This window comes from Kribbella sp. NPDC031520 (assembly GCF_055580825.1).
In genome coordinates this window covers 229,734-256,710 of record NZ_JBVIKS010000001.1, presented here as the reverse complement: position 1 = coordinate 256,710, position 26,977 = coordinate 229,734, and the positions used below count along the sequence as shown (strand labels likewise).

Annotated in this window: 24 protein-coding genes; 9 read left to right on the top strand and 15 right to left on the bottom strand. The window is 67.8% G+C overall.

Going from position 1 to position 26,977, the window contains the following annotated elements; all coding sequences use genetic code 11:
• The first annotated feature begins 16 nt into the window (after positions 1–16).
• Both ACZ5BU_RS01200 and ACZ5BU_RS01195 read left to right on the top strand, forming a co-directional pair.
• Entirely contained in the window at positions 17–1,678 is a 1,662-nt protein-coding gene (locus tag ACZ5BU_RS01200; RefSeq protein ID WP_465694597.1) for an FAD-dependent oxidoreductase, read from the top strand.
• Positions 1,678–3,144, top strand: coding sequence for an ATP-binding protein (locus tag ACZ5BU_RS01195; protein ID WP_465694596.1), 1,467 nt, complete (start codon positions 1,678–1,680; stop codon positions 3,142–3,144). The genes ACZ5BU_RS01200 and ACZ5BU_RS01195 overlap by 1 nt, the downstream gene beginning before the upstream one ends.
• Here the strand turns inward: ACZ5BU_RS01195 and ACZ5BU_RS01190 are convergent.
• Complete coding sequence (locus tag ACZ5BU_RS01190; RefSeq protein WP_465694595.1) at positions 3,141–4,043, bottom strand: alpha/beta hydrolase family protein; 903 nt, start codon at positions 4,041–4,043, stop codon at positions 3,141–3,143. The genes ACZ5BU_RS01195 and ACZ5BU_RS01190 overlap by 4 nt on opposite strands.
• A 55-nt stretch (positions 4,044–4,098) precedes the next feature.
• On the opposite strand from ACZ5BU_RS01190, the gene ACZ5BU_RS01185 reads away from it, so the two are divergent.
• The gene (locus ACZ5BU_RS01185) at positions 4,099–4,629 is read left to right on the top strand and encodes a helix-turn-helix domain-containing protein (RefSeq protein WP_465694593.1); all 531 of its coding nucleotides are present in this window, start codon (positions 4,099–4,101) and stop codon (positions 4,627–4,629) included.
• Positions 4,630–4,632: 3 nt separating this feature from the next.
• Here ACZ5BU_RS01185 and ACZ5BU_RS01180 read toward each other — a convergent pair whose 3' ends face one another.
• Genes ACZ5BU_RS01180 through ACZ5BU_RS01155 form a run of 6 tightly spaced genes read right to left on the bottom strand, consistent with a single transcriptional unit; the run spans position 4,633 to position 9,596 of the window.
• Positions 4,633–5,574 carry a sugar kinase gene (locus ACZ5BU_RS01180; RefSeq protein WP_465694592.1) on the bottom strand — a complete coding sequence of 314 codons (942 nt, stop codon included), beginning with the start codon at positions 5,572–5,574 and terminating at the stop codon, positions 4,633–4,635.
• A gap of 12 nt (positions 5,575–5,586) precedes the next feature.
• Positions 5,587–6,207, bottom strand: coding sequence for a bifunctional 4-hydroxy-2-oxoglutarate aldolase/2-dehydro-3-deoxy-phosphogluconate aldolase (locus ACZ5BU_RS01175; RefSeq protein WP_465694591.1), 621 nt, complete (start codon positions 6,205–6,207; stop codon positions 5,587–5,589).
• 32 nt (positions 6,208–6,239) lie between these two features.
• The gene (locus ACZ5BU_RS01170; protein WP_465694589.1) at positions 6,240–7,019 is read right to left on the bottom strand and encodes a hypothetical protein; all 780 of its coding nucleotides are present in this window, start codon (positions 7,017–7,019) and stop codon (positions 6,240–6,242) included.
• Positions 7,013–8,158: a galactonate dehydratase gene (gene dgoD, locus ACZ5BU_RS01165; protein WP_465694588.1), complete on the bottom strand. Its 1,146-nt coding sequence runs from the start codon at positions 8,156–8,158 to the stop codon at positions 7,013–7,015. The genes ACZ5BU_RS01170 and dgoD overlap by 7 nt, the downstream gene beginning before the upstream one ends.
• Positions 8,155–8,862 carry a FadR/GntR family transcriptional regulator gene (locus tag ACZ5BU_RS01160; RefSeq protein WP_465694586.1) on the bottom strand — a complete coding sequence of 236 codons (708 nt, stop codon included), beginning with the start codon at positions 8,860–8,862 and terminating at the stop codon, positions 8,155–8,157. The genes dgoD and ACZ5BU_RS01160 overlap by 4 nt, the downstream gene beginning before the upstream one ends.
• 11 nt (positions 8,863–8,873) lie before the next feature.
• Positions 8,874–9,596: an SDR family NAD(P)-dependent oxidoreductase gene (locus ACZ5BU_RS01155; protein WP_465694585.1), complete on the bottom strand. Its 723-nt coding sequence runs from the start codon at positions 9,594–9,596 to the stop codon at positions 8,874–8,876.
• A gap of 180 nt (positions 9,597–9,776) precedes the next feature.
• Here ACZ5BU_RS01155 and ACZ5BU_RS01150 point away from each other — a divergent pair, with 180 nt between their 5' ends.
• Genes ACZ5BU_RS01150 through ACZ5BU_RS01130 form a run of 5 tightly spaced genes read left to right on the top strand, consistent with a single transcriptional unit; the run spans position 9,777 to position 16,226 of the window.
• Entirely contained in the window at positions 9,777–11,120 is a 1,344-nt protein-coding gene (locus ACZ5BU_RS01150) for an ABC transporter substrate-binding protein (RefSeq protein WP_465694584.1), read from the top strand.
• 25 nt (positions 11,121–11,145) lie between these two features.
• A complete protein-coding gene (locus ACZ5BU_RS01145) occupies positions 11,146–12,042 on the top strand; it encodes a carbohydrate ABC transporter permease (protein WP_465694582.1) in 897 nt (298 codons plus the stop codon).
• The gene (locus ACZ5BU_RS01140) at positions 12,042–12,962 is read left to right on the top strand and encodes a carbohydrate ABC transporter permease (RefSeq protein ID WP_465694581.1); all 921 of its coding nucleotides are present in this window, start codon (positions 12,042–12,044) and stop codon (positions 12,960–12,962) included. Before ACZ5BU_RS01145 ends, ACZ5BU_RS01140 begins: the two co-directional genes overlap by 1 nt.
• Positions 12,963–12,986: 24 nt before the next feature.
• Positions 12,987–14,975 (top strand): glycoside hydrolase family 2 protein, encoded by a 1,989-nt coding sequence (locus ACZ5BU_RS01135; protein ID WP_465694580.1) that lies wholly within the window; start codon positions 12,987–12,989, stop codon positions 14,973–14,975.
• Positions 14,976–14,978: 3 nt separating this feature from the next.
• Positions 14,979–16,226: a cellulase-like family protein gene (locus tag ACZ5BU_RS01130; protein WP_465694578.1), complete on the top strand. Its 1,248-nt coding sequence runs from the start codon at positions 14,979–14,981 to the stop codon at positions 16,224–16,226.
• On the opposite strand, the gene ACZ5BU_RS01125 is transcribed toward ACZ5BU_RS01130, so the two are convergent.
• On the bottom strand, positions 16,216–17,799 hold the full coding sequence (locus tag ACZ5BU_RS01125; RefSeq protein ID WP_465694577.1) for a beta-N-acetylhexosaminidase: 1,584 nt from the start codon (positions 17,797–17,799) through the stop codon (positions 16,216–16,218). The two genes, ACZ5BU_RS01130 and ACZ5BU_RS01125, sit on opposite strands and share 11 nt — an antisense overlap.
• 69 nt (positions 17,800–17,868) lie before the next feature.
• Here ACZ5BU_RS01125 and ACZ5BU_RS01120 point away from each other — a divergent pair, with 69 nt between their 5' ends.
• Positions 17,869–18,543, top strand: coding sequence for a GAF and ANTAR domain-containing protein (locus ACZ5BU_RS01120; RefSeq protein WP_465694576.1), 675 nt, complete (start codon positions 17,869–17,871; stop codon positions 18,541–18,543).
• On the opposite strand, the gene ACZ5BU_RS01115 is transcribed toward ACZ5BU_RS01120, so the two are convergent.
• The 7 genes from ACZ5BU_RS01115 to ACZ5BU_RS01085 form a co-directional block, all read right to left on the bottom strand.
• Positions 18,544–19,914 carry a GH1 family beta-glucosidase gene (locus ACZ5BU_RS01115; RefSeq protein WP_465694574.1) on the bottom strand — a complete coding sequence of 457 codons (1,371 nt, stop codon included), beginning with the start codon at positions 19,912–19,914 and terminating at the stop codon, positions 18,544–18,546. It lies immediately after the preceding gene.
• 10 nt (positions 19,915–19,924) lie between these two features.
• Entirely contained in the window at positions 19,925–20,923 is a 999-nt protein-coding gene (locus ACZ5BU_RS01110; RefSeq protein ID WP_465694573.1) for an ABC transporter ATP-binding protein, read from the bottom strand.
• A complete protein-coding gene (locus ACZ5BU_RS01105) occupies positions 20,920–21,951 on the bottom strand; it encodes an ABC transporter permease (RefSeq protein WP_465694571.1) in 1,032 nt (343 codons plus the stop codon). Before ACZ5BU_RS01105 ends, ACZ5BU_RS01110 begins: the two co-directional genes overlap by 4 nt.
• Before the next feature lies 1 nt (position 21,952).
• Positions 21,953–22,933, bottom strand: a complete 981-nt coding sequence (locus ACZ5BU_RS01100; protein WP_465694569.1) for an ABC transporter permease — start codon at positions 22,931–22,933, stop codon at positions 21,953–21,955.
• Positions 22,930–23,943: an ABC transporter ATP-binding protein gene (locus ACZ5BU_RS01095; protein WP_465694568.1), complete on the bottom strand. Its 1,014-nt coding sequence runs from the start codon at positions 23,941–23,943 to the stop codon at positions 22,930–22,932. Before ACZ5BU_RS01095 ends, ACZ5BU_RS01100 begins: the two co-directional genes overlap by 4 nt.
• Before the next feature lie 57 nt (positions 23,944–24,000).
• Positions 24,001–25,683 carry an ABC transporter substrate-binding protein gene (locus ACZ5BU_RS01090; protein WP_465694566.1) on the bottom strand — a complete coding sequence of 561 codons (1,683 nt, stop codon included), beginning with the start codon at positions 25,681–25,683 and terminating at the stop codon, positions 24,001–24,003.
• 150 nt (positions 25,684–25,833) lie between these two features.
• Complete coding sequence (locus tag ACZ5BU_RS01085) at positions 25,834–26,859, bottom strand: LacI family DNA-binding transcriptional regulator (protein WP_465694565.1); 1,026 nt, start codon at positions 26,857–26,859, stop codon at positions 25,834–25,836.
• Positions 26,860–26,977: the final 118 nt, after the last annotated feature.

Here is a 26,977-nt window from a genome sequence, read left to right as displayed (position 1 = left end):
CTGGTATGAAGGAGGCATGACAGCGTCAACGACCCGTGCGGTGATCCTCACCGTGGACGACGATCCCGGCGTTTCCCGGTCGATAGCCCGTGACCTCCGCCGCCGGTACGGCGAGGACAACCGCATCGTCCGGGCCGAGAGCCCGGCCCAGGCGCTCGAGGCGCTGAAGGAGCTGAAGCTTCGCGGCGAGCCCGTCGCGCTGCTGCTGGCCGACTACCGGATGCCGCAGATGTCCGGCATCGAGTTCCTCGAGGCCGCGATGGACCTGTTTCCGCTCGCGCGGCGGGTCCTGCTGACCGCGTACGCCGACACCGATGCGGCGATCCAGGCGATCAACGTCGTCGACCTCGACCACTACCTGCTCAAACCGTGGAACCCACCGGAGGAGAAGCTGTACCCGGTGGTCGACGCGATGCTCGACCTGTGGAGGGCGACGCCGGAGTCGACCGGCGACGAGACCCGGGTGATCGGCCACCGTTGGTCCGCGCCGTCGTTCGCAGCCCGCGACTTCCTCGCCCGCAACGCCGTGCCGTACCGCTGGCTGAACGTCGACGACGAGGAAGCCAAGCGTCTCCTCGACGCGGCCGACGTGGACGGTACGACATTGCCGGTCGTGATCACGCCCGATGCGACCGTCATGATTGCGCCGTCCGAGGCGGAGCTGGCCCAGAAGGTCGGCCTGACCACGGCACCGGCCAAGGACTTCTACGACCTGGTCGTCGTCGGTGGCGGGCCTGCCGGCCTCGGCGCGGCGGTGTACGGCGCCAGCGAGGGCCTGCGGACCGTCCTGGTCGAGCAGTTGGCGACCGGCGGTCAGGCCGGCCAGTCCAGCCGCATCGAGAACTACCTCGGCTTCCCGGACGGAGTGTCCGGGGCGCAGTTGACGGACCGCGCACGGCGGCAGGCGGTCCGGTTCGGGGCCGAGCTGCTGACCACCCGCCAGGTGGTCGGGCTGGAGACGCTCGGCAACGCCCGGCGGCTGGTGTTCGCCGACGGCAGCGAGATCTCGGCGCACTCGGTGATCCTCGCGACCGGCGTCTCGTACCGGACGCTCCAGGCGCCAGGTGTCGACGACCTGTGCGGCCGCGGGATCTACTACGGCTCGGCCACCACCGAGGGGCCGGCCTGCGCCGGTGCCGAGGTCTACATCATCGGCGGGGCGAATTCCGCCGGTCAGGCCGCGGTCTATTTCTCCAGGCATGCCAAACGTGTGCATATGCTGGTAAGAGGACCATCGCTCACCGCGACGATGTCGTCGTACCTGATCGACCAGATCCATGGCATCGACAACATCGAGGTGCACACCTGCACGCAGGTCGTTTCCTGTATGGGCTCGGAGCACCTGGAACATCTCACCCTGCTGAACAGCGAGACCGGGGAGAAGCGTGAGGTGGACGCGGAATGGATGTTCGTGTTCATCGGCGCGGCGCCGCGGACGGACTGGCTGCCCGGTGACCTGCTCCGCGACGAACGGGGCTTCGTACTCACCGGGCCCGACCTGCACGGCAGACCGCCGGGCTGGCCGCTCGACCGCGAGCCGTACCACCTGGAGACGAGCATGCCGGGCGTGTTCGCCGCCGGCGACGTACGGGCCGAGTCGGTGAAGCGCGTCGCCTCCGCGGTCGGTGACGGGGCGATGGCCGTGACACTGGTGCACCGATACCTGGAGATGCTGTGATGACCGATCAAGCTGTGGAGCCGCGACGCCTGACTCCCGACGAGCTGCGTACGCTGTTCCTCTTCGAGAGCCTCAACGAGGAGCAGCTGCGGTGGCTCTCCGAGGCGGGGTACGTCGAGGAAGTGCACGACGGGACCGTGTTCAACGAGGGGGACGAGGCGACCTGCTGCTACGTCCTGCTCAGTGGCGAGATCCGGCTCTGCAAGCTCTCGCACGGCGAGCTGGTCGAGATCAACCGCACCGGCCAGCGCGGGGTGTACTCCGGGGCGTTCAACGCGTTCTTCGGTGCGAACGATCACAAGTCGTACACGGCGACGATGCAGGTGACGCAGCCGTCGGAGTTCTTCGTCATCGGCGCGGAGACGATGGCGTCGATGATGAACACGTGGTTCCCGATGGCGGTGCACCTGATCGAGGGCTTCGTGATGGGGATGCGCCGGACCAACGAGACGCTCGGCGAGCGCGAACGGCTGCTCGCGCTCGGCTCGCTGTCCGCGGGTCTGACCCACGAGTTGAACAACCCGGCCGCGGCGGCGGTCCGGGCCGCGGCGACCCTGCGCCAGCGGGTGTCCGGGATGCGTTCGAAGCTGGCGATGCTAGCCGACGGGACGCTCGACGCGACCAAGCTGCACCAGATCGTCGCGTTGCAGGATGACGCGGTCGAGCGGCTGGACAAGAACAAGGACAAGGACATCCCGCCGATGGAGCTGTCCGACCGCGAGGACGCGCTCACGGACTGGCTCGACGACCACGACGTCCGGGCGAGCTGGGACGTCGCGCCGGTGCTGGCCCAGGCCGGCCTCGACGTGCCGTGGATGGAGGAGGTGCTGACGGCGGTCGGCCCGAAGTACCTCGAAGGTGCCGTGCGGTGGTTGATGTACACGATCGACACCGAGTCCCTGATGAACGAGATCGACGACTCGGTGACCCGGATCTCGACGCTCGTCGGTGCTGCCAAGCAGTACTCGCAGATCGACCGCGCGCCGTACCAGACCATCGATCTGCGCGAGCTGCTGAAGTCGACGCTGGTGATGATGTCGGGCAAGCTCCAGGGGTACCAGGTTGTCAAGGACTTCGATCCCGAGCTGCCGGCCATTCCGGCGTACGCGGCCGAGCTCAACCAGGTGTGGACGAACATCATCGACAACGCGGTCAGCGCGATGGGCGGTTCCGGGACGCTGACGATCCGGACCCGGCGCGACGGGGCGTACGCGGTGGTGGAGATCGGCGACACTGGGCCGGGCATCCCGGAGGAGATCCGGCGGCGGATCTTCGAGCCGTTCTTCACCACGAAACCGATCGGCGAAGGCACCGGCCTCGGCCTGGACATCTCCTGGCGGATCGTGGTCAAGAAGCACCACGGCGACCTGCGGGTCGAGTCCGAGCCGGGTCGTACGGTCTTCAAGATCGTGCTCCCACTCGAGCCCGAACGCGAACTCGAGTCCGACCCAGCTCTTCTTGCTTAGGGCAACCAGTCGATGATGGTGGTGACGACTGCCGGGTCCACGTGGCCGGGGATCTGGTAGTCGGCCATCGTGGACGGGCCGGTGCCGGGGAAGAAGTAGTGGTTGTCGGCGTCCAGAACCTTAATGGTGGCCTCGGGTACGCCCTCGCGCCATCCGGGGAGATCGTCGGCGACGGTGACCTGGTAGTCGCGACCGCCTTGCAGGACAAGGATCGGTACGTCGAGTTTGGCCGCGGTGGCGACCGGGTCGTACGCCCGCAGATCCAGCCAGAACGAGGCCGGCAGGCCGAACGGGAGCTCGGTCGACGGAGTGTTCGGGGACAGTTCGGGGCTGTCGACCACAGCGGCCTGGCGTTCGAAGAGCTCGACCGTTTCCGGCGGAACCTGTCCCAATTCCACCAGGTAGCGCATCACCCGGACGGCGGCGTGCTGCATCGGCTGGGTATCGCCCGCCATGATCACGACCCCGGCGACGAGCGGTTCCTCGGCGGCGATCTTCGGAGCGACCTTTCCACCCATGCTGTGGCCGACGAGAAACACGTTGTCCACGTGCTGCTTCAGGGCATGGACCGCGGCGATCGAGTGTGGGACGTACTCCGATGTCATCGTGTACCCGGGTTCGGTCATCGCCTCCGGGCGGTTCGCGGTCGACTTGTCGAAGCGCAGTACGGCGACACCCTTGGTGGCCAGGCCCCAGGCCAGGTCCTTGATCGGTTTGTTCGGGCCGCTGGTGCCGTCGCGGTCGAACGGGCCCGCGCCGGCGAGCAGTACGACGCCGTGGCCGGTCGGCCGGGCGGGCAGCGTGAGCGTGCCGGGCACCGTCCGGCCGGCTGCGTCGAGGGTCAGGTCGTGTTCGGTGAACGTGGCCGGGTCGGCGTACGGCGGGGGAGTCCAAGTCATCGGCTTACCTTTCTCATTGTTTGAGAAAGGTAGCACGGCGTGAGATCGTTGCGCCATGGGTCCGTTGGAGTTGCTCGGTCATCCGGTGCGGTTGCGGATCGTGCACGCGTTGCGCGGCGGGCGCGAGCTGACCACGGCCGAGCTCGGCGCGCGCATCACGGACGTGTCGAAGGCGACGCTGTACCGGCACGTCGAGCTGCTCACCGAGGGCGGGATCCTCGAGATTGCCGAGGAACGCCGGGTGCGCGGTGCGGTCGAGCGACGCTTCCGGTTGCGGGCCGAACGGGCCTCGATCACGCCGGAACAGCTGGCTGAGCTGACGGTCGAGGACCACCGGCGCGGGTTCGTGACGGCGATGGCGGCGCTGGTGGCGGAGTTCAACGCGTACTTGGACGGGGACGACGCGGACCCGCTCAGGGATCTGGTCGGGTATCGCCAGCACGGCATCTGGTTGAGCGAAGCCGAACTGCATCAACTGATCGAGGGGCTGCGCGCCGCGATCCTGCCGGTGCTGTCGAACGACGCGACGCCCGAGCGCAGTCGCTACCTCCTCAGCCCGATCCTGTTCCCCACGGAGCCCTACTGAGGCTCAGCGGAGGGCGGTGCCCTGGGTGTGGGTCAGGAGGGTCAGGTCTTCGCGGGTGGGGAGGGATTCCCAGTCGCCGTACGCGGTGACGCAGAAGGCGCCGGAGGTGGTGGCGCGGTCGAGGCGCGCTTCGGGGGAGAGGTTGTCGAGAGTGGCGGAGAGATAGCCCGAGACGAACGCGTCGCCCGCGCCGATGCTGTCGACGACCGTCACGGGAAGGGCGGGGCGATGGATGGTGAGCACCTCGAGGCTCGAACCAGCCCCGCGTGTGTGGGACCAGGCGCCTTTGCCGCCGGCTGTTACGACGACGGTTTGGACGGCGCGCAGCAGGTCGGTGATGGGGTCTTCGGCGTCGGTCAGGAGGTCGAGTTCGTCGTCGGAGGCGAACACGGTATGCACGTGGGGGAGGAGTTCGCGGAGGGTGACCGCGGCATCGGCGCGGGACCAGAGGCGGGCTCGGTAGTTCACGTCCAGGGACACCTGGGCGGTGGTCGTGCGTACGGCGGCCAGTGTCGCGGCTCGGGCCGTGTCGGAGAGCGCCGGGGTGATGCCCGTGACGTGGAGGAGCGTCGGCGACAGCTCGGCGACGGCAGCAGTGGTCTCGGACGGGGTCAGGGTCGAGGCGGCGGATCCGCGGCGGTGGTAGCTGACCCGGGTGATGTCGTGGGACGGCTGGTCGAACGCGATGAACCCGGTGAAAGCCTCGTCGGAGAAGCGGATCCGGGTATGCACGTTCTCCGCGCGCAGGGTGCGCTGGATCATCCGGCCGGGCTCGTCGTTGCCCACGGCACTCAACCAGGTGACGTCGTGACCGAGCCGCGCGACCCCGATCGCCACGTTGCTCTCGGAGCCCGCGATCGACAGGTGTGCGTCTCCGCCCAGCCGCATCGGCCGCCCGGTCCGCACCGAGACCATCGTCTCGCCAAACGTGAGCAGATCTGTCATGCGCGGGCTCCGTCAGATGTCGAGTTCGGTCCGGAAGGTACTGGCCCGGATGGCCAGCTCGGCCAACGGACCGCCGGTCGCGGCGTCGCCCAGGAGAGGTGAGCCGACGCCGACGGCCACGGCACCGGCGGCCAGGTACTTGGGGGCGGACTGGGCGTCCACTCCACCGACGGCGACGAGAGGCGCGTCGGGCAGCGGAGCGAGGAGTTCGGAGAAGTAGCTGGGGCCGTAGACCTTGGCGGGGAAGATCTTGGCCGCGGTGGCGCCCAGGTCCAGGGCGGCGACCACCTCGGTCGGGGTCAGCGCGCCGCAGAGCAGCGGGAGGCCGAGCTCGACGGAGCGGTGGGCGCCACGGGTGATGGCCGGGGTGACGGTGAAGTCTGCCCGGGCGTCGGCGACGGCAGAGGCCTGGTCAGCGGTGACGACGGTACCGGCGCCGATCAGGATGTGCGGGTCGTACAGCGAGCGCGCCTTCGCGATCGCCTCGACGCCGCCGGGGGTGGTGAGCGAGATCTCGAGGGCGGTGATACCCGCTTCGACGAGGGTCTCGACGCAGTCGAGCGCGGTGTCCGCGCGGTCGGCGCGGATGATCGCGAGCAGTTTCCGGCTCCGGAGTTCGGCAAGCAGATCCATGATCCCCAACCTATGTGATCGAGCTAGTGACATCAGACCGGCCTGGCGGAGAGGGTCAGCCGCCAGGTCAGTTCACCGCTAGCCGGTACTACGGCGGTGTCGCCCGGACCGGCTTCGGCGAGGTCGAACACCTTGCCGAGCATCGGTTCGACGCCGAGGCTCCGGTACGGCGAATCCGCGGGGAAGCCGCCTTGGTTGCGCCACAGCGCGGTAGAGATCGGTTGCTCCGGGCAACTCAGTGTCATGGTGAGCTCGGCACCGCGGTCGCGGACGGAAACCGTTGGGCAGTCCACCACAACCGCACCGACCGCCGTCCCGTCCGTGGGGCCGTAGGTCGTCAGGTCGAGTGGGGTCGGCCAGGTATCGGCCACCCACGGAGCGCCGGGCGGCCAGACGTCCTGCAGTAGGCCGGCTGCCTCGGGGTACAAGCGGCACTGCGTACCCGGGTGGGCGGAGATGGTTGCTCCGACGGAGCAGTCGAGTAGTGCGTGGGCAGCCCACACGAATTGGTAGCCCGCGACACCTGAGAGGTGGTAGTCGACGGTGATCGTGTCGTCCCCGGTGGAGAACACGCGCGAGAGGACGGCGCCGTCGTACGCCACAGACTGACCCCAACGCTGGTTCCAGAGGCCGCCGTGGTCAGGGGTACCGCGGACGGTGGGGAAGCATTCGTCGACACCGCCCGCGTCGACGAAGGCCGTCAGGCCGGTCCGGGGTCCGTCGATCAGGCCCGGTCCCTCCCACAACCACTCGCGGCCGGCGAGTTTCAGCGAGGTCCAGCGTCCGCCATCAGCAAGGTCGACGGTTACCATTCTGCGAACGAGCCGTCGTCGTGGGTCCACACCGGGTTGCGCCAGGCGTGCCCCGTACGATCGGCGGAACGTACGGCTTGCTCATCGACCGTGATTCCCAAGCCTGGCAGGGGATTCCACTCCGCGTGGCCGTCGACCCAGGTGAAGGGTGCCGGGTCCACGACGTACGACGTCAGATCGGTCGTGGCGTTGTAGTGGATGCCTCGGCTCTGTTCCTGGATCAGGAAGTTCGGCGTGGCGAAGGACACCTGCAACGAGGCCGCGAGCGAGATCGGCCCGAGTGGGCAGTGCGGGGCAAGCAAAGCGCCGTGGGTGTCGGCGAGTACGGCGATCCGCCGCAGTTCGGAGATCCCGCCGGCGTGCGAGACGTCGGGCTGTACGACGGCAACGCCCGCGTTCAGCGGCGCCAGGAAATCGGAACGGTGGTACAGCCTTTCGCCCAGCGCCACCGGGACCGTGGACGTCGCGACGACCTCGGGAAGGTGGGCCATCTGCTCCGGCAGCACCGGCTCCTCGACGAACATCGGCTGCAGCCCCTCGACGGCCCGGAGGATGCGCCGCGCGCCGGCGACGCCGACCCGCCCGTGCAGGTCGATCGCGACATCGCGGGTGTCGCCCAGAACCGAACGCGCCGCGGACAGCCGCGTGACAACGTCGTTGATCTCGGCAACGGACGGCGCGACCTGGATCCGCCCGCTGGCGTTCATCTTGACGGCCGTCATCCCGGCCTCGATCTGCTCCGCGACGGCCTCGCCGATCGCCGACGGCTCGTCGCCGCCGACCCACGCGTACACACGTACCCGGTCCCGCACCCGTCCGCCGAGCAGCGCCGCGACAGGGGCGCCGTACACCTTCCCGGCGATGTCCCACAGCGCGTGGTCCAAGCCGGCGACCGCACTGCTGAGCACCGGTCCGCCGCGGTAGAAGCCGCCCTTCGTCAGCACCTGCCAGTGCCGTTCGATCTGCAGCGGGTCCTGGCCGATCAGGTATTCCGCGAGTACGTCGATCGCCGCCCGTACCACCTCGGCACGACCCTCGACCACCGGCTCGCCCCACCCGACGATGCCGTCGCTCGTCTCGATCCGGCAGAACAACCAGCGGGGTGGAACGAGGAACGTCTCGATCCGCTCGATCTTCACCGGCGCCCCTTGGAGCCACGTACCTCGGTCAGGTCCTCGGCGGCCTTCGCCAACAGCTGTCGCATCGCGAGCTCGGCGGCCTCCGGATCGTGTGCACGTACGGCGTCCACGACCCGCCGGTGGCTCGGCACCGGGTCGCCGGACGGTTTCACCTTGTGTACCAGCCGGTCGCGGTCGGCGAGCCCGGTTTCCATGATCACTTCCATCTTGGTCAGCAACTCGTTACCCGTTGCCGCGAGCAACGCCCGGTGGAACGCCAGGTCGGCGGCCACCGCAGCCAGGTCGTCACCCGCCGACTCCATCGCCGCGAGCGCCTCGTCCAGCGCAGCCAGGTGCGAGTCGTCACCACGTACGGCGGCCAGCCGGGCAGCGGCCGGCTCCACGATGCCGCGTACCTCGTGCAGCTCCTCGAGCAACTCGGGCCGGGCGTCGGCGTCCTTGAAGTGCCAGCGGATCATGTCGGCGTCCAGCAGGTTCCAGTCCGACCGCGGCCGGACGAACGTGCCACGCTTCTGCCGCGCGTCGACGAGCCCCTTCGCGGTCAGTACCTTCAAGGCCTCGCGTACGGCGGTGAGGCTGACGCCGAGGTCGGCCTGCAGTTCGGTGACACTGATCGTCGCGCCCTCGGGGATCGTTCCGGACAGGATGCGTTGCGCCATCTCCTCAACGATCTGCCCGTGCAGCCCGCGTTGAATCCCCGTCACCCTGCTCTCCCTCACGCCGAGTCCTTCACTGCCGACCAGCCGCCGTCGACCACCAGGCTGGTCGCGGTCACGAACGACGCCTCCGACGAGAGCAGGAACGCCACCGCCTGCGCCACCTCGTCGGGCTGACCGAGTCGCTTGAGCGCGGTCGCCTGCGCGCTGCGCTCACGGCCTTCGGCGTCGACCCGGTCCCACATCGCCGTTACGACCGGACCTGGCAGGACGGTGTTCACGCGGATGTCCCGACCGTACTCGACCGCGAGCTGCCGTCCGAGCGATACCAGTGCGCCCTTCGTCGCGGCGTACGCCGGATGACCGGGGAGCCCGGCGATCGCGTGCACCGAGGACACCAGTACGACGGAGCCCGCGCCGGCCACGAGGTCGTCGTACAGCGCTTGGAATCCAAGGAATGCCGCGGTCAGGTTGACGTCGAGCTGGCGTTGCCACGACGCGGGGGAGAGTTCGTGCGCGGGTTTGACCTCGAGGAAGACCGCGTTGCTGACCAGGCCGTCGATCGGGCCGAGTTCGTCCCGGCCACGGGACCGGACCTGCGCCCAGGTGTCCGGTGACGCGACGTCACCAACGACGCTGATCGCCTTGCTCGGCAGCTCCTTGCAGGGCTGGATGTCCACCTGGACGACCTGCGCCCCCTCGGCCAGCGCCCGTTCGGCACACGCCGCACCGATCCCCGACGCGGCTCCCGTCACCACGATCACCCGCCCAGCCAGCCGCACGTGCGCCTCCTCAAGTCCAGTAGGGCAATCAGTTCACCGTGACGGCGCTGTCCGGTCAAGCGATTTGCTCGTAATTTACGAATTAATATTGACACCTGCGAACGGCCGCCGCAAGATCGTCCGCAACACACCACTCACCCGACCGGCCTCGCCGGGCGGGCAGATCTCAGGAGTTCACCCATGACGGGTCTGACAGCGGATCGGCGGACTTTCCTCAAGGGACTCGGAGTGCTCGGGGCGGCAACGCTCGTCCCCGGGTGCGGGGCGTCGACGAGTCCGGGCAGCGCGGGCACTGGGGCGCAGCGGACCCCGGGGCAGAAGGTGCAGCTCGTCTTCTGGTCGTGGGTGCCCGGTGTGGACAAGGCCGTGGCCCTGTGGAACTCACAGAACCCGGACATCCAGGTGACGCTCGAGAAGATCCCAGCCGGCAGCAATGGCGGCTACGCCAAGATGCACGCCGCGCTGCAGGCCGGCAAGGGAGCGCCGGACCTCGCGCAGGTCGAGTACCAGAACATCCCCGAGTTCTTGCTCGACGACGGCCTGGTCGACCTGTCGAAGTACGGCGTCAAGGACAGCCAGAGCAAGTTCGTCGACTGGCAGTGGCACCAGGTCGCGTTCGGCGACGGCGTGTACGCCGTACCGCAGGCCTCCGGGCCGATGGGGTTCTTCTACCGGGCTGACCTGTTCAAGCAGTGGGGTATCAACCCGCCGAAGACCTGGGCCGACTACAAGTCCGCCGCGGCGGCGATCCGGCAGCAGAATCCGAAGGCGTACATCGGCACCTTCCCGCCGGGGAACTCGGCCTGGTTCACCTCACTCGCCTGGCAGGCCGGGGCCAAGTGGTTCTCGATCGACGGCGACACCTGGGTGGTGAACATCGATACCCCGGAGACGGAGAAGGTCGCGAACTACTGGGACGGCTTGGTTCGCGACAAACTGGTCGCGACCGAACCCGACTTCGCGAACGCCTGGTACAAGCATCTGCAGGACGGTGAGATCGTCGGCTGGGTGAGCGCCCAGTGGGGTGACGCGATCCTGTCCGGCAACGCGCCGAAGACGGCCGGTAAGTGGGCGGTGGCGCCGATGCCGCAGTGGGAGGGCGCGCAGTTCGCGTCCGCGAACTGGGGCGGCTCGTCGACGGCCGTGCTGAAGGGCGCGAAGTACCCGACCGAGGCCGGGAAGTTCGCGGTGTGGCTGAACACCGACCCGAAGAGCATCGACCTGCTGATCCAGGGCGGGTACGGCTGGCCCGCGGCGAAGGACGCCCTGCAGGGATCCGCGCTGGACAAGCCCTACCCGTTCTTTGGCGGGCAGAAGATCAACGATGTGTTCGCCGCCGCCGACAAGGCGATCGACAAAGACTGGGCATGGCTGCCCACCACGCCGGCCGTGTACCAGCACCTGAACGACGGCTTCCAGCGGGCGATCACCGGCAAGGGAACGTTCGTACAGGCGGTGAAGGACGCGCAGGCCGCGACTGTCGCCGACCTGAAGGCCAAGGGCCTGAAGGTCCGCGCCGACTGACCACGACGACTTGCGGAGTATCTCCATGACGACGACCAGCGGTACGCGACGCCGGGCGGTGACCGGCTTCCTCGCGCCGTTCCTGCTGCTGTACGCGGCGTTCTTCATCCTGCCGATCGGCTACGCGGTCTATCAGAGCCTGCTGAAGGTCGAGCGCTCCGGGCCGCTCGGCCTCGGCGGCTCGCACCGGGTGTTCGCCGGATTGTCCAACTACACGGAGGTCCTGACCGATGCGGGCTTCCTGCACAGCCTGGCCCGGGTGCTGGCGTTCGCCGTGATCCAGGTGCCTTTGATGATGGTGATGGCCACGGCCCTCGCGCTGTTGCTCGAGGCAGCGTCGGCCCGCGGTGTGCGCTTCTTCCGCGGCGCCTACTTCCTCCCGTACGGCGTCCCCGGGGTGATCGCCTCGATCCTGTGGGGTTTCCTGTACATCCCGGGCGTCAGCCCGATCGTCGACGTCCTCGGCAGCATCGGGATCCACGTCGACTTCCTCGGCTCCGGATCCGTGTTGTGGTCGATCGTGAACATCGTCACCTGGGAGTTCGCGGGCTACAACATGCTGGTCGTGGTCGCCCAACTCAAGGCCATCGACTCCGACCTCTACGAGGCGGCGCGCATCGACGGCGCGAACGCCTGGCAGGTCGTCCGGTACGTCAAGCTCCCGTTGATCCGGCCGGCGATCGTTCTCACCACGGTCTTCACGATCATCGGGAGCCTGCAGTTGTTCGCCGAGCCGTTGGTCCTGCGACCGATCAGCACCGCAATCAACACGTCGTACACGCCCAACCTCGCCGCCTACACACAGGCCTTCGTCAACAACAACTACGGTCTGGCCGCGGCCCAGGCAGTCATCCTGGCGGCGGTCGCGTGTGTGCTCTCGTTCGGCTTCCTGCATCTTGTCGGACGGCGGGGTGACCGCTGATGACCACGCTCACCGAGAAGCGAATGCGGCCGACAGATTCCGCGACCCAGCCGGGTGCGCAGCGGAGCACGCGAGCGGGACGGCCGGCGCTCGGCTGGCGGATCCTGGTCGTCGGACTGCTCACGGTGTTCGCGTTGTACTTCTTGCTGCCGGTCTACTGGCTGGTCGTGGCCGCTACCAAGAGCACCGGTGACCTGTTCGGCAGCTTCGGCTTGTGGTTCACGCGGCCGCAGTTGCTCCACAACCTGCACAACGTGCTGACCTACGACCACGGCATCTATCTCCGCTGGACCTTCAACAGCGTCCTGTACGCCGGGGCCGGCGCCGCCATCGCCACGCTTTTGGCGGCGATGGCCGGATACGCCCTGGCGAAGTACGAGTTCGGTGGTCGCGAATCGGTCTTCAACCTGATCCTCGCCGGGGTGCTCATTCCGGGTACCGCGCTGGCGCTGCCGTTGTTCCTGCTGTTCTCGCAGCTCGGTCTGGCCAACACGTACTTCGCGGTACTGCTGCCCTCGGTGGTCAGCCCGTTCGGTGTGTACCTCTGCCGGATCTACGCCGCTGCCGCCGTACCGGACTCGCTGGTGGAGGCCGCCCGCATCGACGGCGCCGGCGAAGCACGCATCTTCGGCGTACTCGCCTTCCGGATCATGGCACCGGCGCTGGTCACGATCTTCCTGTTCCAGTTCGTCGGGATCTGGAACAACTACTTTCTGCCGCTGGTCATGCTGTCCGACCCGAAGCTGTACCCGATCACGCTCGGGCTCACGTCCTGGCAGTCGTTCGCCGATCGTCAGCCGGATCTCTACCAGCTCACCGTCGGCGGCGCCTTCCTGTCCGTTATACCGCTCATGATCGCGATCCTCGTGCTGCAGCGCTTCTGGCGCAGCGGCCTGACCGAGGGAAGCGTCAAGGGTTGATCCGCCTCCCCCATCGGAGCCACCATGCCTTCTCGCAGAACCGTCCTGAAAGCCGGCATACTCACCGCGGCCCTGCCAGGCCTCACACTTCCGCGGGCCTACGCCGATACCACACCTTCTTTGCCTGCCCACGGCGACCGTGAACCCGCGGGTACGCGGATCGAACAGCTCGCCGGGACCGGCGTGCTGTTCCAGTACGGCGAGGTCGTGCCGTCCTTCGACGGATGGGCACACCAGGAGCCGACGCGGTCCTACCGCAGCCTCGACGGCTCCTGGGCGTTCCGCTTCGACCCGGACGGCGTCGGCCAGTCGGACGGCTGGCAGTTGCCCGGCGCCGACTTGTCAGGCTGGGACCGGATCGCCGTGCCTTCTTCGTGGGATCTGAAGGACGAGCCCGACTGGGGCAGCTACGACGGAACGGGATTCGGCACCGGTGCGGCGTTCCAGGACGGGTACGCGTGGTATCGCACGGAGATCCGGGTACCGGGCGCCTGGGTGGGGAAGCACGTCCGGCTGATGTTCCTCGCGGTGAACTACCGCGCGGACGTGTGGGTGAACGGCCACTTCGCAGGAGCGCACGAGGGTGGGGCCACGCCGTTCGCGCTACCGGTCGGGTCCGCGCTGCAACCCGGCTCCACAGCTCTCATCGTGGTCCGGGTGCACCGGCGCGCCGACTTCACGGACTACCGGACAGGCACCGGGCCGCTGAACGATCCGCTCGCCGTCCCGTGGAAGCCCGTCGACTACTGGCCCTACGCGGGCATCACCCGATCGGTCTGGCTGGAAGCCGTTCCGGCGGTGACGATCGCAAAGGTGCTCGTCTCCGCACGGGACAGCCGCTTCGACGCCCGCGTGGTCGTCGCCAACCACGGTACCCGGCACTTCAGCGGCCAGGCGGTGGTGCGTGCGGGCTACGGCGCCGCGTCGGACACCGTGCCGGTGAGCCTCGCGCCGGGAGAAACGACGGTCGTCCTGTCGACGATGGACATCGCCGGAGCCCCGCGCTGGCAGACCGATCGACCGCGGTTGCTCAGGGCAACCGTGCAGCTGCGCGCCCCGGGCGTCCTCGACCAGCTGTCCACGACGTACGGCGTACGCGCAGTGGACGTGAACGGTTCGTTGCTCGAGGTCAACGGTGAACCGCAGTTCCTGAAGGGGTTCAACTGGCACGAGGAGACCGCGGCGGACGGCCGGTCGATGACGATCAGGGAGTACGACCACGAGCTCGGCCACGCGCTGGAGACCGGCGCGAACCTCCTCCGCAACTGCGTCTACAACCGGCATCCGTACGTGTACGACTGGGCCGACCGGCACGGCGTGTTCGTCATGGACGACATCGACAACATGTGGATGAACACCGATCAGGAACGCGTCCAGACCGAACGCTACGGGCTGTCCAGGGCGCTGGCCGCGGCGATGGTGTGGAACCAGCACAACCGGCCGTCGGTGATTCTGTGGTGCCTGCAGAACGAGTCCGAGATCGATGCGAACAGTGCGCCCGTCTACCGGGCCTGGTTGCAGGACATGAAGGATGCGGTCAAGGCCCTCGATCTCCAGCAACGGCCGGTCACGTGGGCGTCGGCGACGTCCTGGGATCCGGCGTTCGACATCGCCGACGTCGTCGGGTTCAACGAGTACTTCGGCTACTTCTACGGCAGGAACGAGGATCTCGGGCCGACCATCGACGCCGTCCACCGCAATCACCCGGACAAGCCGATCCTGATCACCGAGAACGGCTCTTGGTCGTTCCTCGGTCAGCACGGCCCGGACACCGAGCAAGGTAACGAGGAGTGGCAGGCGGCCGGGTTCCGGTCACACTGGCAACAGGTCACAGATCGCCCGGACTACGTGGCCGGCTATCTGTTCTGGGTGCTGAAGGACTACAAGGAACGGCTGGGTTACAACATGCAGTACAACGGCCTGTCGACGATGGGCATGCTCGGTTTCGACTCGACCACCCGGCGGCTGGTGTTCGACGCTTTCGCCGCCGCCACTCTTCCGGAAGGCCGCTGACCTGTGACTCGCTCTCACCTGCCGCGCCGGCTCACGATCACCCTGTGGGATTTCACCTGGTACACCCAGACCACCGCGGGCGAGCCGTTCCACGACCTCGACACCGCCTTCGACGAAGCCGTCGAGCGTGGGTACAACACCGTGCGCATCTGCGCCATGCCCTACCTGCTGTTCGGAGACCACGGTATCGACACGACCCGGCTGCGGCTGGTTGGCATGGGCGGCTCGGTCGGCGCTCGCACCCGCTGGTACGACGTCCGCGGTGGTGCCGTCGTCGACGGGCGCCGTCGATTGCGCGAACTCTTCGAGGCGGCGCGGCGCCACGACTGCTACGTGATCCTCTCGTCCTGGGAGTACCAGCAGAGTCCCGCGTTCCTGGAGACGCGGGAGTGGTACGACGCTCTGACCGGGATCGCACCGGAGGAGCGTCACCGGACCATGGCGCTGGCGATGTCGGATCTCGTGCAGTACCTCAAGGACTGCGACCTGGCCGATCGGATCGCGTACGCCGAACTGCACAACGAGGTCGACCTCAGCCGGCTGCGCGACGTCGGCGACGACCCGTACTGGGGACAACGCGGTCACGTGGCGGAGGCCGTCGACCTGATGCGCCGGCGCCACCCCGACATCGTGTCCACCTCCTGTTACGGCATCACACCGTACCTCGACATGGACGCCGTACCGGACAACGGCCAGGTCGCACACTTCCACGTCTACGTGTACGGCGTACTGGCGGCCATCGAGGAGTGGGCCGGGGTGCGGTTGCCGCCTCCGGAGTTCCCGCGCGCCGCCTTGCGGTCGCTGTTGCGAGACGACGCTCCGGACTTCGACGTGTACGCCAAGGCGGCCGAGCCGTGGCGGCTCGAGGCGACCGGTGTCTCGGCGAGCATGTTCTACAGCTACGACTGGGTGGACCCGGTCAAGTGGGACCGCTGGCTGTACGAGAACTATGGCGGCTACCGGGTCGCGATGCGACAGGCGATCGACGACCGGCTCGAGGTGATCGCTCGCTGGGCGCAGCGTCACGACGTACCGACCGTCATCGGTGAAGGCTGGATCGGCTACACGCCACTGCCGGCCGAGTTCGAGGATGGGCCGGTCGGGCAGGGTATCGCCGAGCACGCGGTCGAGAAGTGCATCGAATACGGCTTCTGGGGCACGGTTCTCGGCTCGAACTCCGCACCCCATCACCCCGGCTGGCGTAACGTGGCCTGGCAGCGTCGCTGGAACGCCCGCATTCTCAACGCTTGATCCGCCAATCGACCTCGACGGATTTCAGCCAGGTCCAGGTGCGGTTTCGCCAGGTGGGGGAGTGTTGGGCGAGGCGGGAGGCGTACTCGGGCCAGCCCGTGGTGGTCTGGTGGGACCAGGCCTTCTCGGCGAGGCCGGGGAGGCGGGGGAGGAGTAGGAGTTCGAGGTCGTCGGAGTTGGTGATGGTTTCGCACCAGATCGCGGCCTCGACGCCGGCGATCCGGTCCGGGCTCACCACGTCGGCCGGGTCCCAGGTGACGCCGTGTTCGAGGGAGGCCGCGCCGTAGAACTTGAGGCCGAGGCGCTCGCGGGCCTTCTCCTGCTCGGGTTCCGCGGAGGCGTCGGCGTGCGGCCGGTCGAAGTACAGCCAGGTGACCGGCGAGACGATCAGCTTGGCGCCTTGTTCGAGGGCCTTCGGGGCGTCGTACTTCGCCTTCCGCAGCGCCTCGACCAGGACGGGCAGCAAGTCCGCGGGCGGTGTCGGCGCGTCCGGGTTGTCGCCCAGGTTGTCGATGTCGAGGTCCAGCCAGTACTGCACGACGTCGTTCGGGGCGAGCTTCGCGCGGGCGATCTCCTGCCAGCCGACGACGCGCTTGCCACGAGACCGGACCAGTGCCGATGCCTTCTCCACGAAGGCGGCGTGGTCCTCGTCGGCCATGCCCCAGGTCTCGTCGCCGCCGATGTGTACGTAGGCACTGCCCTGGAACTGCGGGATCACCGCGTCCAGCACGTCCTCCACGAACGCCCACGTCTCGTCCCGCGCCGGATCCAGCGTGCCGAGGTGGAGCTGGTCCCCGTTGCCGAGGTCGATCGTCTGCTTCTCCGTCGGACCCAGTTCTGGATACGCCTTGAAGACGGCGGCGGTGTGCCCGGGCATGTCGATCTCGGGTACGACGGTGATGTACCGGTCGGCGGCGTACGCGACGAGCTCGGCGAGCTCGGCCCGGCTGTAGTACCCACCAGGCCGATCCCCGATCGCGCCGGCCGCTCCTACCTCGGTCAGCGCCGGCCGCGACGGAACCTCGACCCGCCAGCCCTGGTCGTCCGTCAGGTGCAGGTGCAGCACGTTCAACTTGTACAGGTCGAGCATGTCGATGATCCGGCGTACTTCATCCGGCCCGTGGAACGTCCGTACGACGTCGAGCGACAACCCCCGCCACGCGAACCGCGGCCCGTCGACGAACCGAACCGCCGGCAGGACCGCCGTACCGTCCTGCAGCTGCGCGGAGATCAGCTGCCGCAGAGATGTCAGCCCCCGGTGGACTCCCTCGGGCGTCGGCCCCCACACCCGTACGCCCTCGGCGGAAACCTCCAGCCCGTACCGCTCGTCCACGTCCGCACCGTCGGAGCGCAGGCCGGCGGCCGGAGGTACCTCGTCCACTTGGCCGAGCTCGACGGTGATCCCACCATCGCCGGTCAGGGTGAGACCGGTGTCGACCGCGACGGCTTCGACGAAGCGGGCGACCGGCCCAGCCAGTTCAGGCGGTGCGGTGACTCCGGAGGATGCGGCGAGAGTGAACGTGCCGTCGCCGGGAGTGGTCGTCGCGGGGGCGGGAATCACGGGAAGGCTCATCCCACGAGTTTGCGGCAATGCAGCCGTCGGCACGGCATCGGGGGCGCCGGGTATGGGTACCGGGCGGGGATGGATACGCGAGGCCTGCTGGAGCGGGCAGAACATCTGTCGAAGGCGCTTACGCCCGGTGACCTCGACCATACGCTTGCGCAGATCACGGCCGCGGCTGTCGAAGTTCTGCCCGAGGTGGACTACGCCAGTATGACGATTCTGCACTTCGACGGACGCCTGGAGACGGTCGCGCCGACCGATGAGTTGCTCTGGGGTGTCGACGCGGCCCAGTACGAGCTGCGGGAAGGACCCTGCTACGACGCCGCGGCCGACTCCGTCCACGTGATCTCGCCGTACCTGGACGGTGATCCACGCTTCCCTCGGTACGCCGCGACCGCGGTCGCCGCCGGGGTCCAGGCCCAGGCCGGTCTGCGGCTGTTCGAGGCGCCGAAGTCACGGGGTGCACTGAACCTGTACGCCCGCCGGCCCGGCGCGTTCAGCGACCTCGGAGCGCTCGGCCAGCTGTTCCAGCACCAGGCCGCGATGGCGATCGGGTACGCCCGGGAGATCACCAACCTGCAGGAGGCCGTACGCACCCGCGGCCTGATCGGCAGCGCGGTCGGGATCGTGATGGAGCGCTACCACCTGACCGACGACCGCGCTTTCGCCTTCCTCACCAGACTCTCCCAGGACGGCAACGTGAAGCTCCGCCTGGTAGCCGAACAAATAGTCGCCTCCAGAACCAAGGAATAGCTAGGCAGTGCGGTGCTGTTGCGCCAGCGCCTTCAAGTAGTGGGCGCTGGCTTTGGGAGTGCGCGTTTGCGTTTCGTAGTCGACTCGGACTATGCCGAAGCGTTTGGCGTAGCCGTAGGCCCATTCGAAGTTGTCCAGGAGGGACCAGGCGAGGTAGCCGCGGATGTCGGCGCCTTGGGCGATGGCGTTCGCTACCGCGGTCAGGTGCGAGGTGAAGTACGCCGTACGGTCGGTGTCGTCGACGAATCCATCAGAGTCGGGGACGTCTTCGAAGGCGGACCCGTTTTCGGTGATGACCATGGGGAGGTTGGGGTAGTCGCGGGCGATGCTGACCAGCAGGTCGGTGAAGCCTTCGGGGACGATCTCCCAGTCCATCGCGGTGCGGGGTTTGCCGAGGGGTACTTCGCGGCTGACCGGAAGACCGTTCGAGTCGAGAGTGCTGCCGTCCTCGGCGTAGCCGGTGAACTTCTGGCTGAAGTAGTAGTTGACGCCGAGTACGTCGATCGGGGCGGAGATGATGTCGAGGTCGCCGTCCTCGATCGGGAGCTGGACCCCCTCGCGGGCCAGGTCGGCTACCACGTCCGCCGGGTAGTGGCCGTGGACCAGCGCGTCGAGGTAGATGCGGCGGCCCATCCCGTCCGCCCGGCGTGCGGCATCGACGTCGGGTGCGGCGTCCGAAGCCGGGTACGCCGTGGCGACGTTGAGCGTGATGCCGATGTCCAGCTTGCGGGGTGACGCCTCGCGCATCGCCTGCGTTGCCAGGCCGTGCCCGAGGAGCAGATGGTGTACGGCGTCCAGCGCCGCCGGGTACTCGCGCCGGCCCGGAGCATGTGCGCCGTACGCGTACCCGAGCATCGCCGAGCACCACGGCTCGTTCAGCGTTGTCCAAGTGTCGACGCGGTCCTTCAACGCGTCGAACACGAGCATCGAGTACTCCGCGAACCGGTACGCCGTATCGCGCTCCGGCCAGCCACCCGCGTCCTCGAGTTCCTGCGGGAGGTCCCAGTGGTACAACGTGACCCACGGGTCGATGCCCTGGGCAAGCAGTTCGTCGACGAGCCGGTCGTAGAAGGCGAGCCCGGCCGGGTTGGCCGGGCCTTTGCCGCGGGGCTGGACGCGTGGCCAGGCGATCGAGAACCGGTACGTGTCCAGGCCGAGATCCTTGATCAGGGCAACGTCGTCCGGCATCCGGTGGTAGTGGTCGCAGGCGAGGTCACCGGTGTCGCCGTTGTCGATCGCGCCTGGTACCTGGCAGAAGGTGTCCCAGATCGAGGGGGTGCGGCCGTCTTCGTCGACGGCGCCCTCGATCTGGTACGCGGAAGTGGCGACGCCCCAGCGGAAGGTGGCGGGGAGTCCCTCGGGCAGGGTCATAGGTGCCTTTCTAGGCGGTGCGGCCGGGGAGCCAGCACGCGACGGAACGGTTGGGGTCGTTGCGTGCGGACGGGACACCCAGCACAGGAATGTCGACGGAACAGCGTTCGAAGGCGTGCGGACATCTCGGGTGGAAAGAGCAACCCGAAGGCATGCCGCGCAGATCAGGAGGCGAACCAGGGATCCCGGAGAGCTCGCGCCGTTCGCCTCGGAGTGCGGGGAAGGACTTCAGGAGGCCTTCGCTGTAAGGGTGCAGGGAGTCGGTGTAGAGCGACTTGGACGTCGCCTCTTCGACGATGCGACCGCCGTACATGATCGCGATGCGGTCGGAGAACTCGACCAGGAGGGAAAGGTCGTGGGTGATGAACAGGACCGAGAAGTCCAGGCGTTCGCGCAGTTCCACGAGTTGGGCCAGGATCTGGCGTTGCATGACCACGTCCAGCGCGGTGGTCGGCTCGTCCATGATCACCACCTGTGGCTCGAGGACGAGCGCCATCCCGATCATCACCCGCTGGCGCATGCCGCCGGACAGCTGGTGCGGGTACGCGTCCATCCGGTCCGCGGAGATGCCGACGAGTTTGAGCAGATCCTGAGCGCGCGCGGTCCGGGCCTGGGGAGAGAGCCCGGGCTCGTGGGCCTTGATCACGTCGAGCATCTGCGTCGAGACCTTGTGCACAGGGTTCAGCGAGTTCATCGCCCCCTGGAAGACGATCGACGTCTCCGCCCACCGGAACTTCCGCAGCTCCGCGTCGGTCAGGGCCATCACGTCGTACGGATCACCCGACGGCGGGTGATAGACGACCGATCCGCCGCTGATCACCCCGGGCGGTGGCAGCAGTCGCGTCACGCCGTACGCCAGCGTCGACTTCCCGCTACCGCTTTCCCCGGCGAGTCCGAGCACTTCGCCACGGTGCAACGTCAGCGTGACGTCCCGTACGGCTTGTACCGCTTCCGAGCCCAGCCCGTAGTCGACGTGGAAGTTCTTGATCTCCAGCACCGGCGTCTTCACGCGACCTCCTCCTGCTGCCGTACGACGGGGGTCACCGGCTCAGCCTTGGACGAAAGGACCGGTGTGAACCCGACCCGCATCCGCACGGTGTGCCCGTCCTTCGTCTTCACCCGGGTGTGACCGCTCGACCGCAGCCGCGGGCTGACGAACTCGTCGATGCCGAAGTTGATCAGCGACAGCGCCGTACCGAGGATCGCGATCGCCAGGCCCGCCGGGACGAACCACCACCACGCACCCTGGGCCAGCGCCTGCTGCGACTGCGCCCAGAACAGGATCGTGCCCCAGTTCCACTCGGAGATCGTCGAGATACCGATGAACGCCAGCGTGATCTCGGACATCACCGCGAAGATCACCGTGCCGACGAAACCGGACGCGATGATCGCGGTCAGGTTCGGCATGATCTCGAACGTGATGATCCGCCACGTACTCTCACCGGTCGCCCGCGCCGCCTCGACGTAGTCCCGCCGCCGCAAGGACAACGTTTGCGCTCGCAGTACCCGAGCGCCCCACGCCCACGAGGTGAAACCGATGACCAAGGCAACCATCAGGTCACCCGCGGAGGGGATCGTGGACGCCACGATGATGATCAACGGCAGCGCCGGAATCACCAGGAAGACGTTCGACAGCGCGGAAAGGCTGTCGTCCGCGGCGCCGCCGAGGAAGCCGGCGCTGACCCCGATCAGGATCGACAACGTGGTCGCGACCAACCCGGCCAGCAGCCCGACGAACATCACGCCGCGGGTGCCGACGAGCACCTGGCTGAAGATGTCCTGCCCGAGGTGCGTCGTACCGAACCAGTGTTTGCCGGACGGTGCCTGGATCAGGTCGCTGCTGCGCGCCGACGGGTCGTACGGCGCGATCCACGGGCCGATGATCGCGATCAGGCAGAAGAACGCGAGCACGATCAGACCGGTCGCGGCCTTCGGGTTCGCGACGAACCGCAGCCGCCGGCGCCTGGCCGGTGAGCTGACCGGGACCTCCGGACCTTCCGGCGTGATCGCCGTGATGGTGGTGGCTGGTGCGGACACGTCAGCCCTCCTTCCGGGTGCGCGGGTCGAGGAGCAGGTACGCGACGTCGGCGAGCAGGTTGGCCACCAGGACCGACAGCGTGATCACCAGGAAGACGCCCTGCATCAGCGGGTAGTCCTTGGCGCCGACGGCCTGGAACAGGTTGTAGCCGATGCCTGGGTACGAGAACACGATTTCGACCAGCAGCGTGCCGCCGACGATGAAACCGAGCGACAGAGCGAAACCGGAAACGTTCGGCAGCAACGCGTTCCGCGCCGCGTAGCTGACCATCACCCGCCGTTCCGGCAAACCCTTGGCATGGGCAACAGTGATGTAGTCCTCGGACGCGACCGTCACCATCATGTTCCGCATGGTCAGGATCCAGCCGCTGACCGACGAGATCAGGATCGTGATCGCCGGCAGAACGCTGTGCAGTACGGCACTGCCGATGAAGCCGGAGCTCCACGACGGAACCAGACCCGGCTCGTACCCACCCGACGACGGGAAGAAGCTGTCCGGTCCGGCGAGCAGCGCGATCGCGAGCAGGCCGAGCCAGAAGTACGGGATCGAGGACAGAAACGTTGTCACCGGCAACAACCCGTCCATGATCGACCCACGCCGCCAGCCCGCGATCACGCCGAGCGACGTACCGATCATGAAGCTGGCGAAGGTCGTGATGCCGACCAGCGCGATCGTCCACGGCAGGCTTTGCTTGAGAATTTCCGAAACCGGTGTCGGGAAGAACGTGAACGACAACCCGAGATCGCCGCGGAACACCTGTCCCCAGTAGTCGACGTACTGGCTCCACAGCGACGCGTGCTTGTCCAGGCCGAACAGCACGTACAGCGACTGGATCGCGTCGGTGCTCAGCTGGCCCTGGAACTTGTTGATCAGTGACGTCACCGGGTCGCCCGGGATCAGCCGGGGGATGAAGAAGTTGATGGTCAGCGCGGCCCACGCCGTGAAGACGTAGAACGCCAACCGCTGCAGGAGAAACTTCATCGCGCGGCCTCCTCCTCGTAGAGCCAGCACGCGGCCCAGTGACCGGCGACAGGCAGTTCGAAGCGCGGCGGAAGGTCGGTCGAGCACTTCGGCATCGCGTGCACGCAGCGCGGGTTGAAGCGGCAGCCGCTCGGCGGCGCGATCAGGCTGGGTGGTTCGCCGCCGGCCTGGTCCTCCGGCGTACTCAGCTGCCCGAGCCGGTCGGGGTCCGGCGCGCTCTCGATCAGCAGCCGCGTGTACGGGTGCGCCGGGTTCTGGGTCACGGTTTCCGAGTCGCCACCCTCGACCAGGCGGCCGGCGTACATCACCAGGGTCTCGTCGGCGAAGTACCGGGCGGACGCGATGTCGTGGGTGATGTACAGGATGGCGAGGTTGAGCCGCTCCTTCAGGTCCCGGAGCAGGTTCAGGACGCCGAGCCGGATCGAGACGTCGAGCATCGACACCGGCTCGTCGGCGAGCAGCGCCTCGGGGTCGGCGCCGAGCGCGCGGGCGATCGAAACTCGTTGCCGCTGGCCACCTGACAGTTCGTGCGGGAACTTGTCGAGATAACGCTCCGGCGGAGTCAGCTGCACCTGCTCCAGCAGCGCGCGGAGGTTCTCCGCGAGATCACCGGCACGCCCGTGGATCTTCAGGGAACGGGTCAGGTGGTACCGCACGGTGTGCGTCGGGTTCAGCGAGGCGAACGGGTCCTGGAAGATCATCTGGACCTTGCGCGCGTACGCCCGGAACTTCCGGCCGCCGCGCACCGTGACCGGCGTGCCGTGCAACCGGATCTCGCCGGCCGTCCGCCCGTACAGCTGGGCCATCAGCCGCGCCACGGTGGATTTGCCCGAGCCGGACTCGCCGACCAGCGCGGTCACCCGGCCCCGGCGGAGCGTTAGCCGTACGTCGTCCACGGCGTGCACTGCCTTCTCCGAGCGGGACAGCAGGTCGCGGACTCCCCGCCGTACCGGGAAATGCTTGGTGAGGCCCTCGGCCTCCAGAACAACCTCGGTCTCGGTGACCGTCATCAGTCTCTCCTCAAGGCGACGGCGCCAGGCCCAGCGGCCTGGCGCCGTCCACCACGGTTACTGGCTGCCGGCCGGCTTCAGGTTCAGGATGATCTGCAGAGCGTTCTGCTGGGTCGGCTGCGCCGGCCCGTACTGGTTCTGCTCGTCGGGCCAGCCGACCCAGTTCTTGGTGCTGTAGAGACCGCCGACGTTGGACGCCGAGGTGGGGATCATCGGCATCTGCTCGACCATGATCTTCTGCAGCGTGTTCAGCGCGCTGGTGCGGGTCGCGTCGTCCGCGGCGTTCGCGTACTGGTCGAGCGCCTTGGTCGCCTCCGGGCTGTTGAAGCGCCCGTAGTTGCCGCTCACGCCGCCCTTGCCGACCGGCTTGAGGATCTTGCCGTCCATGATGTTCTGGTAGATGTCGTACGGCGTCGCGCCGCCGTTCGTCCAGTGCATCGCGGCGTCGAAGTTGCCGGTGTCGATGTTCTTGAACCAGGCGTCCTGGTTGGCCTTCTCGACGGTTGCCTTGATCCCGATCGTGGACAGGTTGTCCTTGATGATCTCCAGGTCGGTCTGGTAGTCGGACCAGCCGGCCGGGTCGGTCAGCGTGAGCGTCACCGGCTTGCCGCCCGGGTCCTTCAGCGTGTCGCCGTCGAGCTTGAAGCCGGCGTCGGTGAGTTCCTTCTTCGCGCCGTCGACGTCGACCTTGTGGGTCAGGTCCTTGTACTGCGGGGCGATGAAGGACTCACCGGCCGGCGTCGGGATGCCGGTCATCGAGTCGACCTTCGGGTAGAAATACCCGGCCTCGCCCTGGTTGAAGATGTCGTCGCGGTTGATCACCAGGTTCATCGCCCGCCGCAGCGCCGGGTTGTCGAACGGCTTCTTGGTGGTGTTGATCCACAGCCCGTGGATGCCGAGGTTCGCCGGGAACCACAACTTGTGGTGCGCGGGGTCCTTGGCCTGGTAGACGGCCTTCACGTTCGGCACGAACACGAAGCTCCACTCCGACGAGCCGTTCGCCAGTGCGGTGGTCTGCGCGTTGTTGTCGTTGTACGAGGTGTACCGCAGCTCCTTGACCTTCGGGAGGGCCTGCCAGTACGAGTCCCGCAGCGTCAGCGTGGTGGTCTGCGGGGTGAACGACTTGACCGTGTACGGGCCGGTGCCGATCGGGTTCTTCAGGGTGTCCTGGCTCGGGTCCTTGATTGTCGACCACTGGTGCTTCGGGATCACGAACACGGTCAGGATCTTGTTCTGGTTGGTGAACTGCGACCGGGTGAAGGTCAGGTCGACCTTGTTCCCGGACGCGGTGATCGTGCCGTACGGGATCGCGTCGGAGTTCAGCGCCTCGTTGTCCTTGCGGATCTGGAACGAGTACGCCACGTCGTCGGCGGTCATCGGCTGGCCGTCGGAGAACTTCACGCCGTCCCGGATCGTCAGCGAGAGCTTGGTGTAGTTGGCGTCCCACTTCCACTCGGTCGCCAGCCAGGGCTTGCCCGGCTCGGTCGGCTTGATGCCGTTGATCATCACCAGCGGCTCGAAGATCATCCAGCGGTACCCGAGCGAGGCGCCCGAGGAGGAGCCGAGGAACGGGTTGTGGTTCTCGGTCTGCGGTCCGTTCGGCATGCCGATGTTGAGTACGGTCACGCCGCCGCCTGAGCCGTTCCCGGCGGCCTTCCCGTCCCCGTTACTACAAGCAGCCAAGGTGGCTGCCGCGAGCAGGCCTGTGACGGCCAGCGCGACAAAGCGTCGTGCTCGCATCGTTCCTCCTGTGTTTCCGTTGGCGGTGGCCCACCCTGAGCCGGTGGGCCAGTGCATAGTGGCGTGAAAGCGCTCTCATGGGAAGAGCTCACGCCGGTCGAGCGAGTACGCCGGCGGCGGAGCAGGGGCAGCTGCCCCGCCGCCGGAGCTCTAGCGGGACCTCGTCCGGGTCCGGGATTTCGGGGCGGTGGAACTGCGGACGATCAGCGTCGTCGGCAGTACTTGGGGGGTGTCCGGCAGCGGCGTGCCGCCGAAGTACCCGATCAGCATCCGGGCCGCGGCCTGACCCATCTGGCGCATCGGCTGATGCACCGTGGTCAGCGGCGGCTCGGTGTGTTCGGCGTACGGGATGTCGTCGAAGCCGACCACCGAGACGTCGCTCGGCACGTTCCGCCCGGTCTCCCGGACGGCTTGGATCGCGCCGCCGGCGGACAGGTCGTTGTGGGCGAAGACGGCGTCGAACTCGAGCCGTTCGCCGAGCGCGTGCTGGACGCCGCGGCGGCCGCTGTCGTGGGTGAAGTCGCCTTCGAACACGAGTCTCGGGTCGAGCTCGATGCCGGCCGCCGCGTAGGTGTCGCGGAAACCGTCCAGGCGTTCGTGCGTACAGCCGAAGCGTTCGACGCCGGTGATCACCAGTGGCCGGCGGCGGCCGAGCTCCAGCAGGTGCCGGGCGGCGGACTCGCCGCCGGCGTAGTTCGTGGTGGCGACGGACGGGAACTGTGGGCGCTTGTCCCGGTCGTCGATCAGGACCACCGGGAGGCCGCGCGCGTGGAGTTGCTCGATGTAGGTGAGCGTGCCCTCGGGCTCGATCACCAGCAGGCCGTCGAACGACTGCGCCGAGACCTGCGAGGCGAACTGGTGCATCGACTCCTCACCCCGGTTGAAGGTGAACAGCAGCAGCCCGTACCCCTCGCTCTCGACCACGTCGACGGCGCCCTGCAGCACCTCGCCCATCCACGGCCAGGTGAGCGACGGGACCAGCATCCCGACGATCCGGGTCCGGCCGCGGGCCAGGCCGACGGCCCGGGCGCTCGGCACGTACCCGAGCTCGTCGATCACCTGCCGGACCCGCGCGGCGGTCCGCAGGTCGAGCTCACCCTTGCCGTTGAGGACGCGCGACACGGTGGTCTTGCTGACGCCGGCACGAGCCGCGACATCGGCGATCGTGATGGACACGCTGAATCTCCCCTCGGGCGGTCGGGGCTGAGCTGGCCGGAACCGGTATCGGAAGCGGTTCCGTAGATCAAAGCCGAGACCGCGACCGGCCGTCAATCACGGAGCGGTAACGAATCGC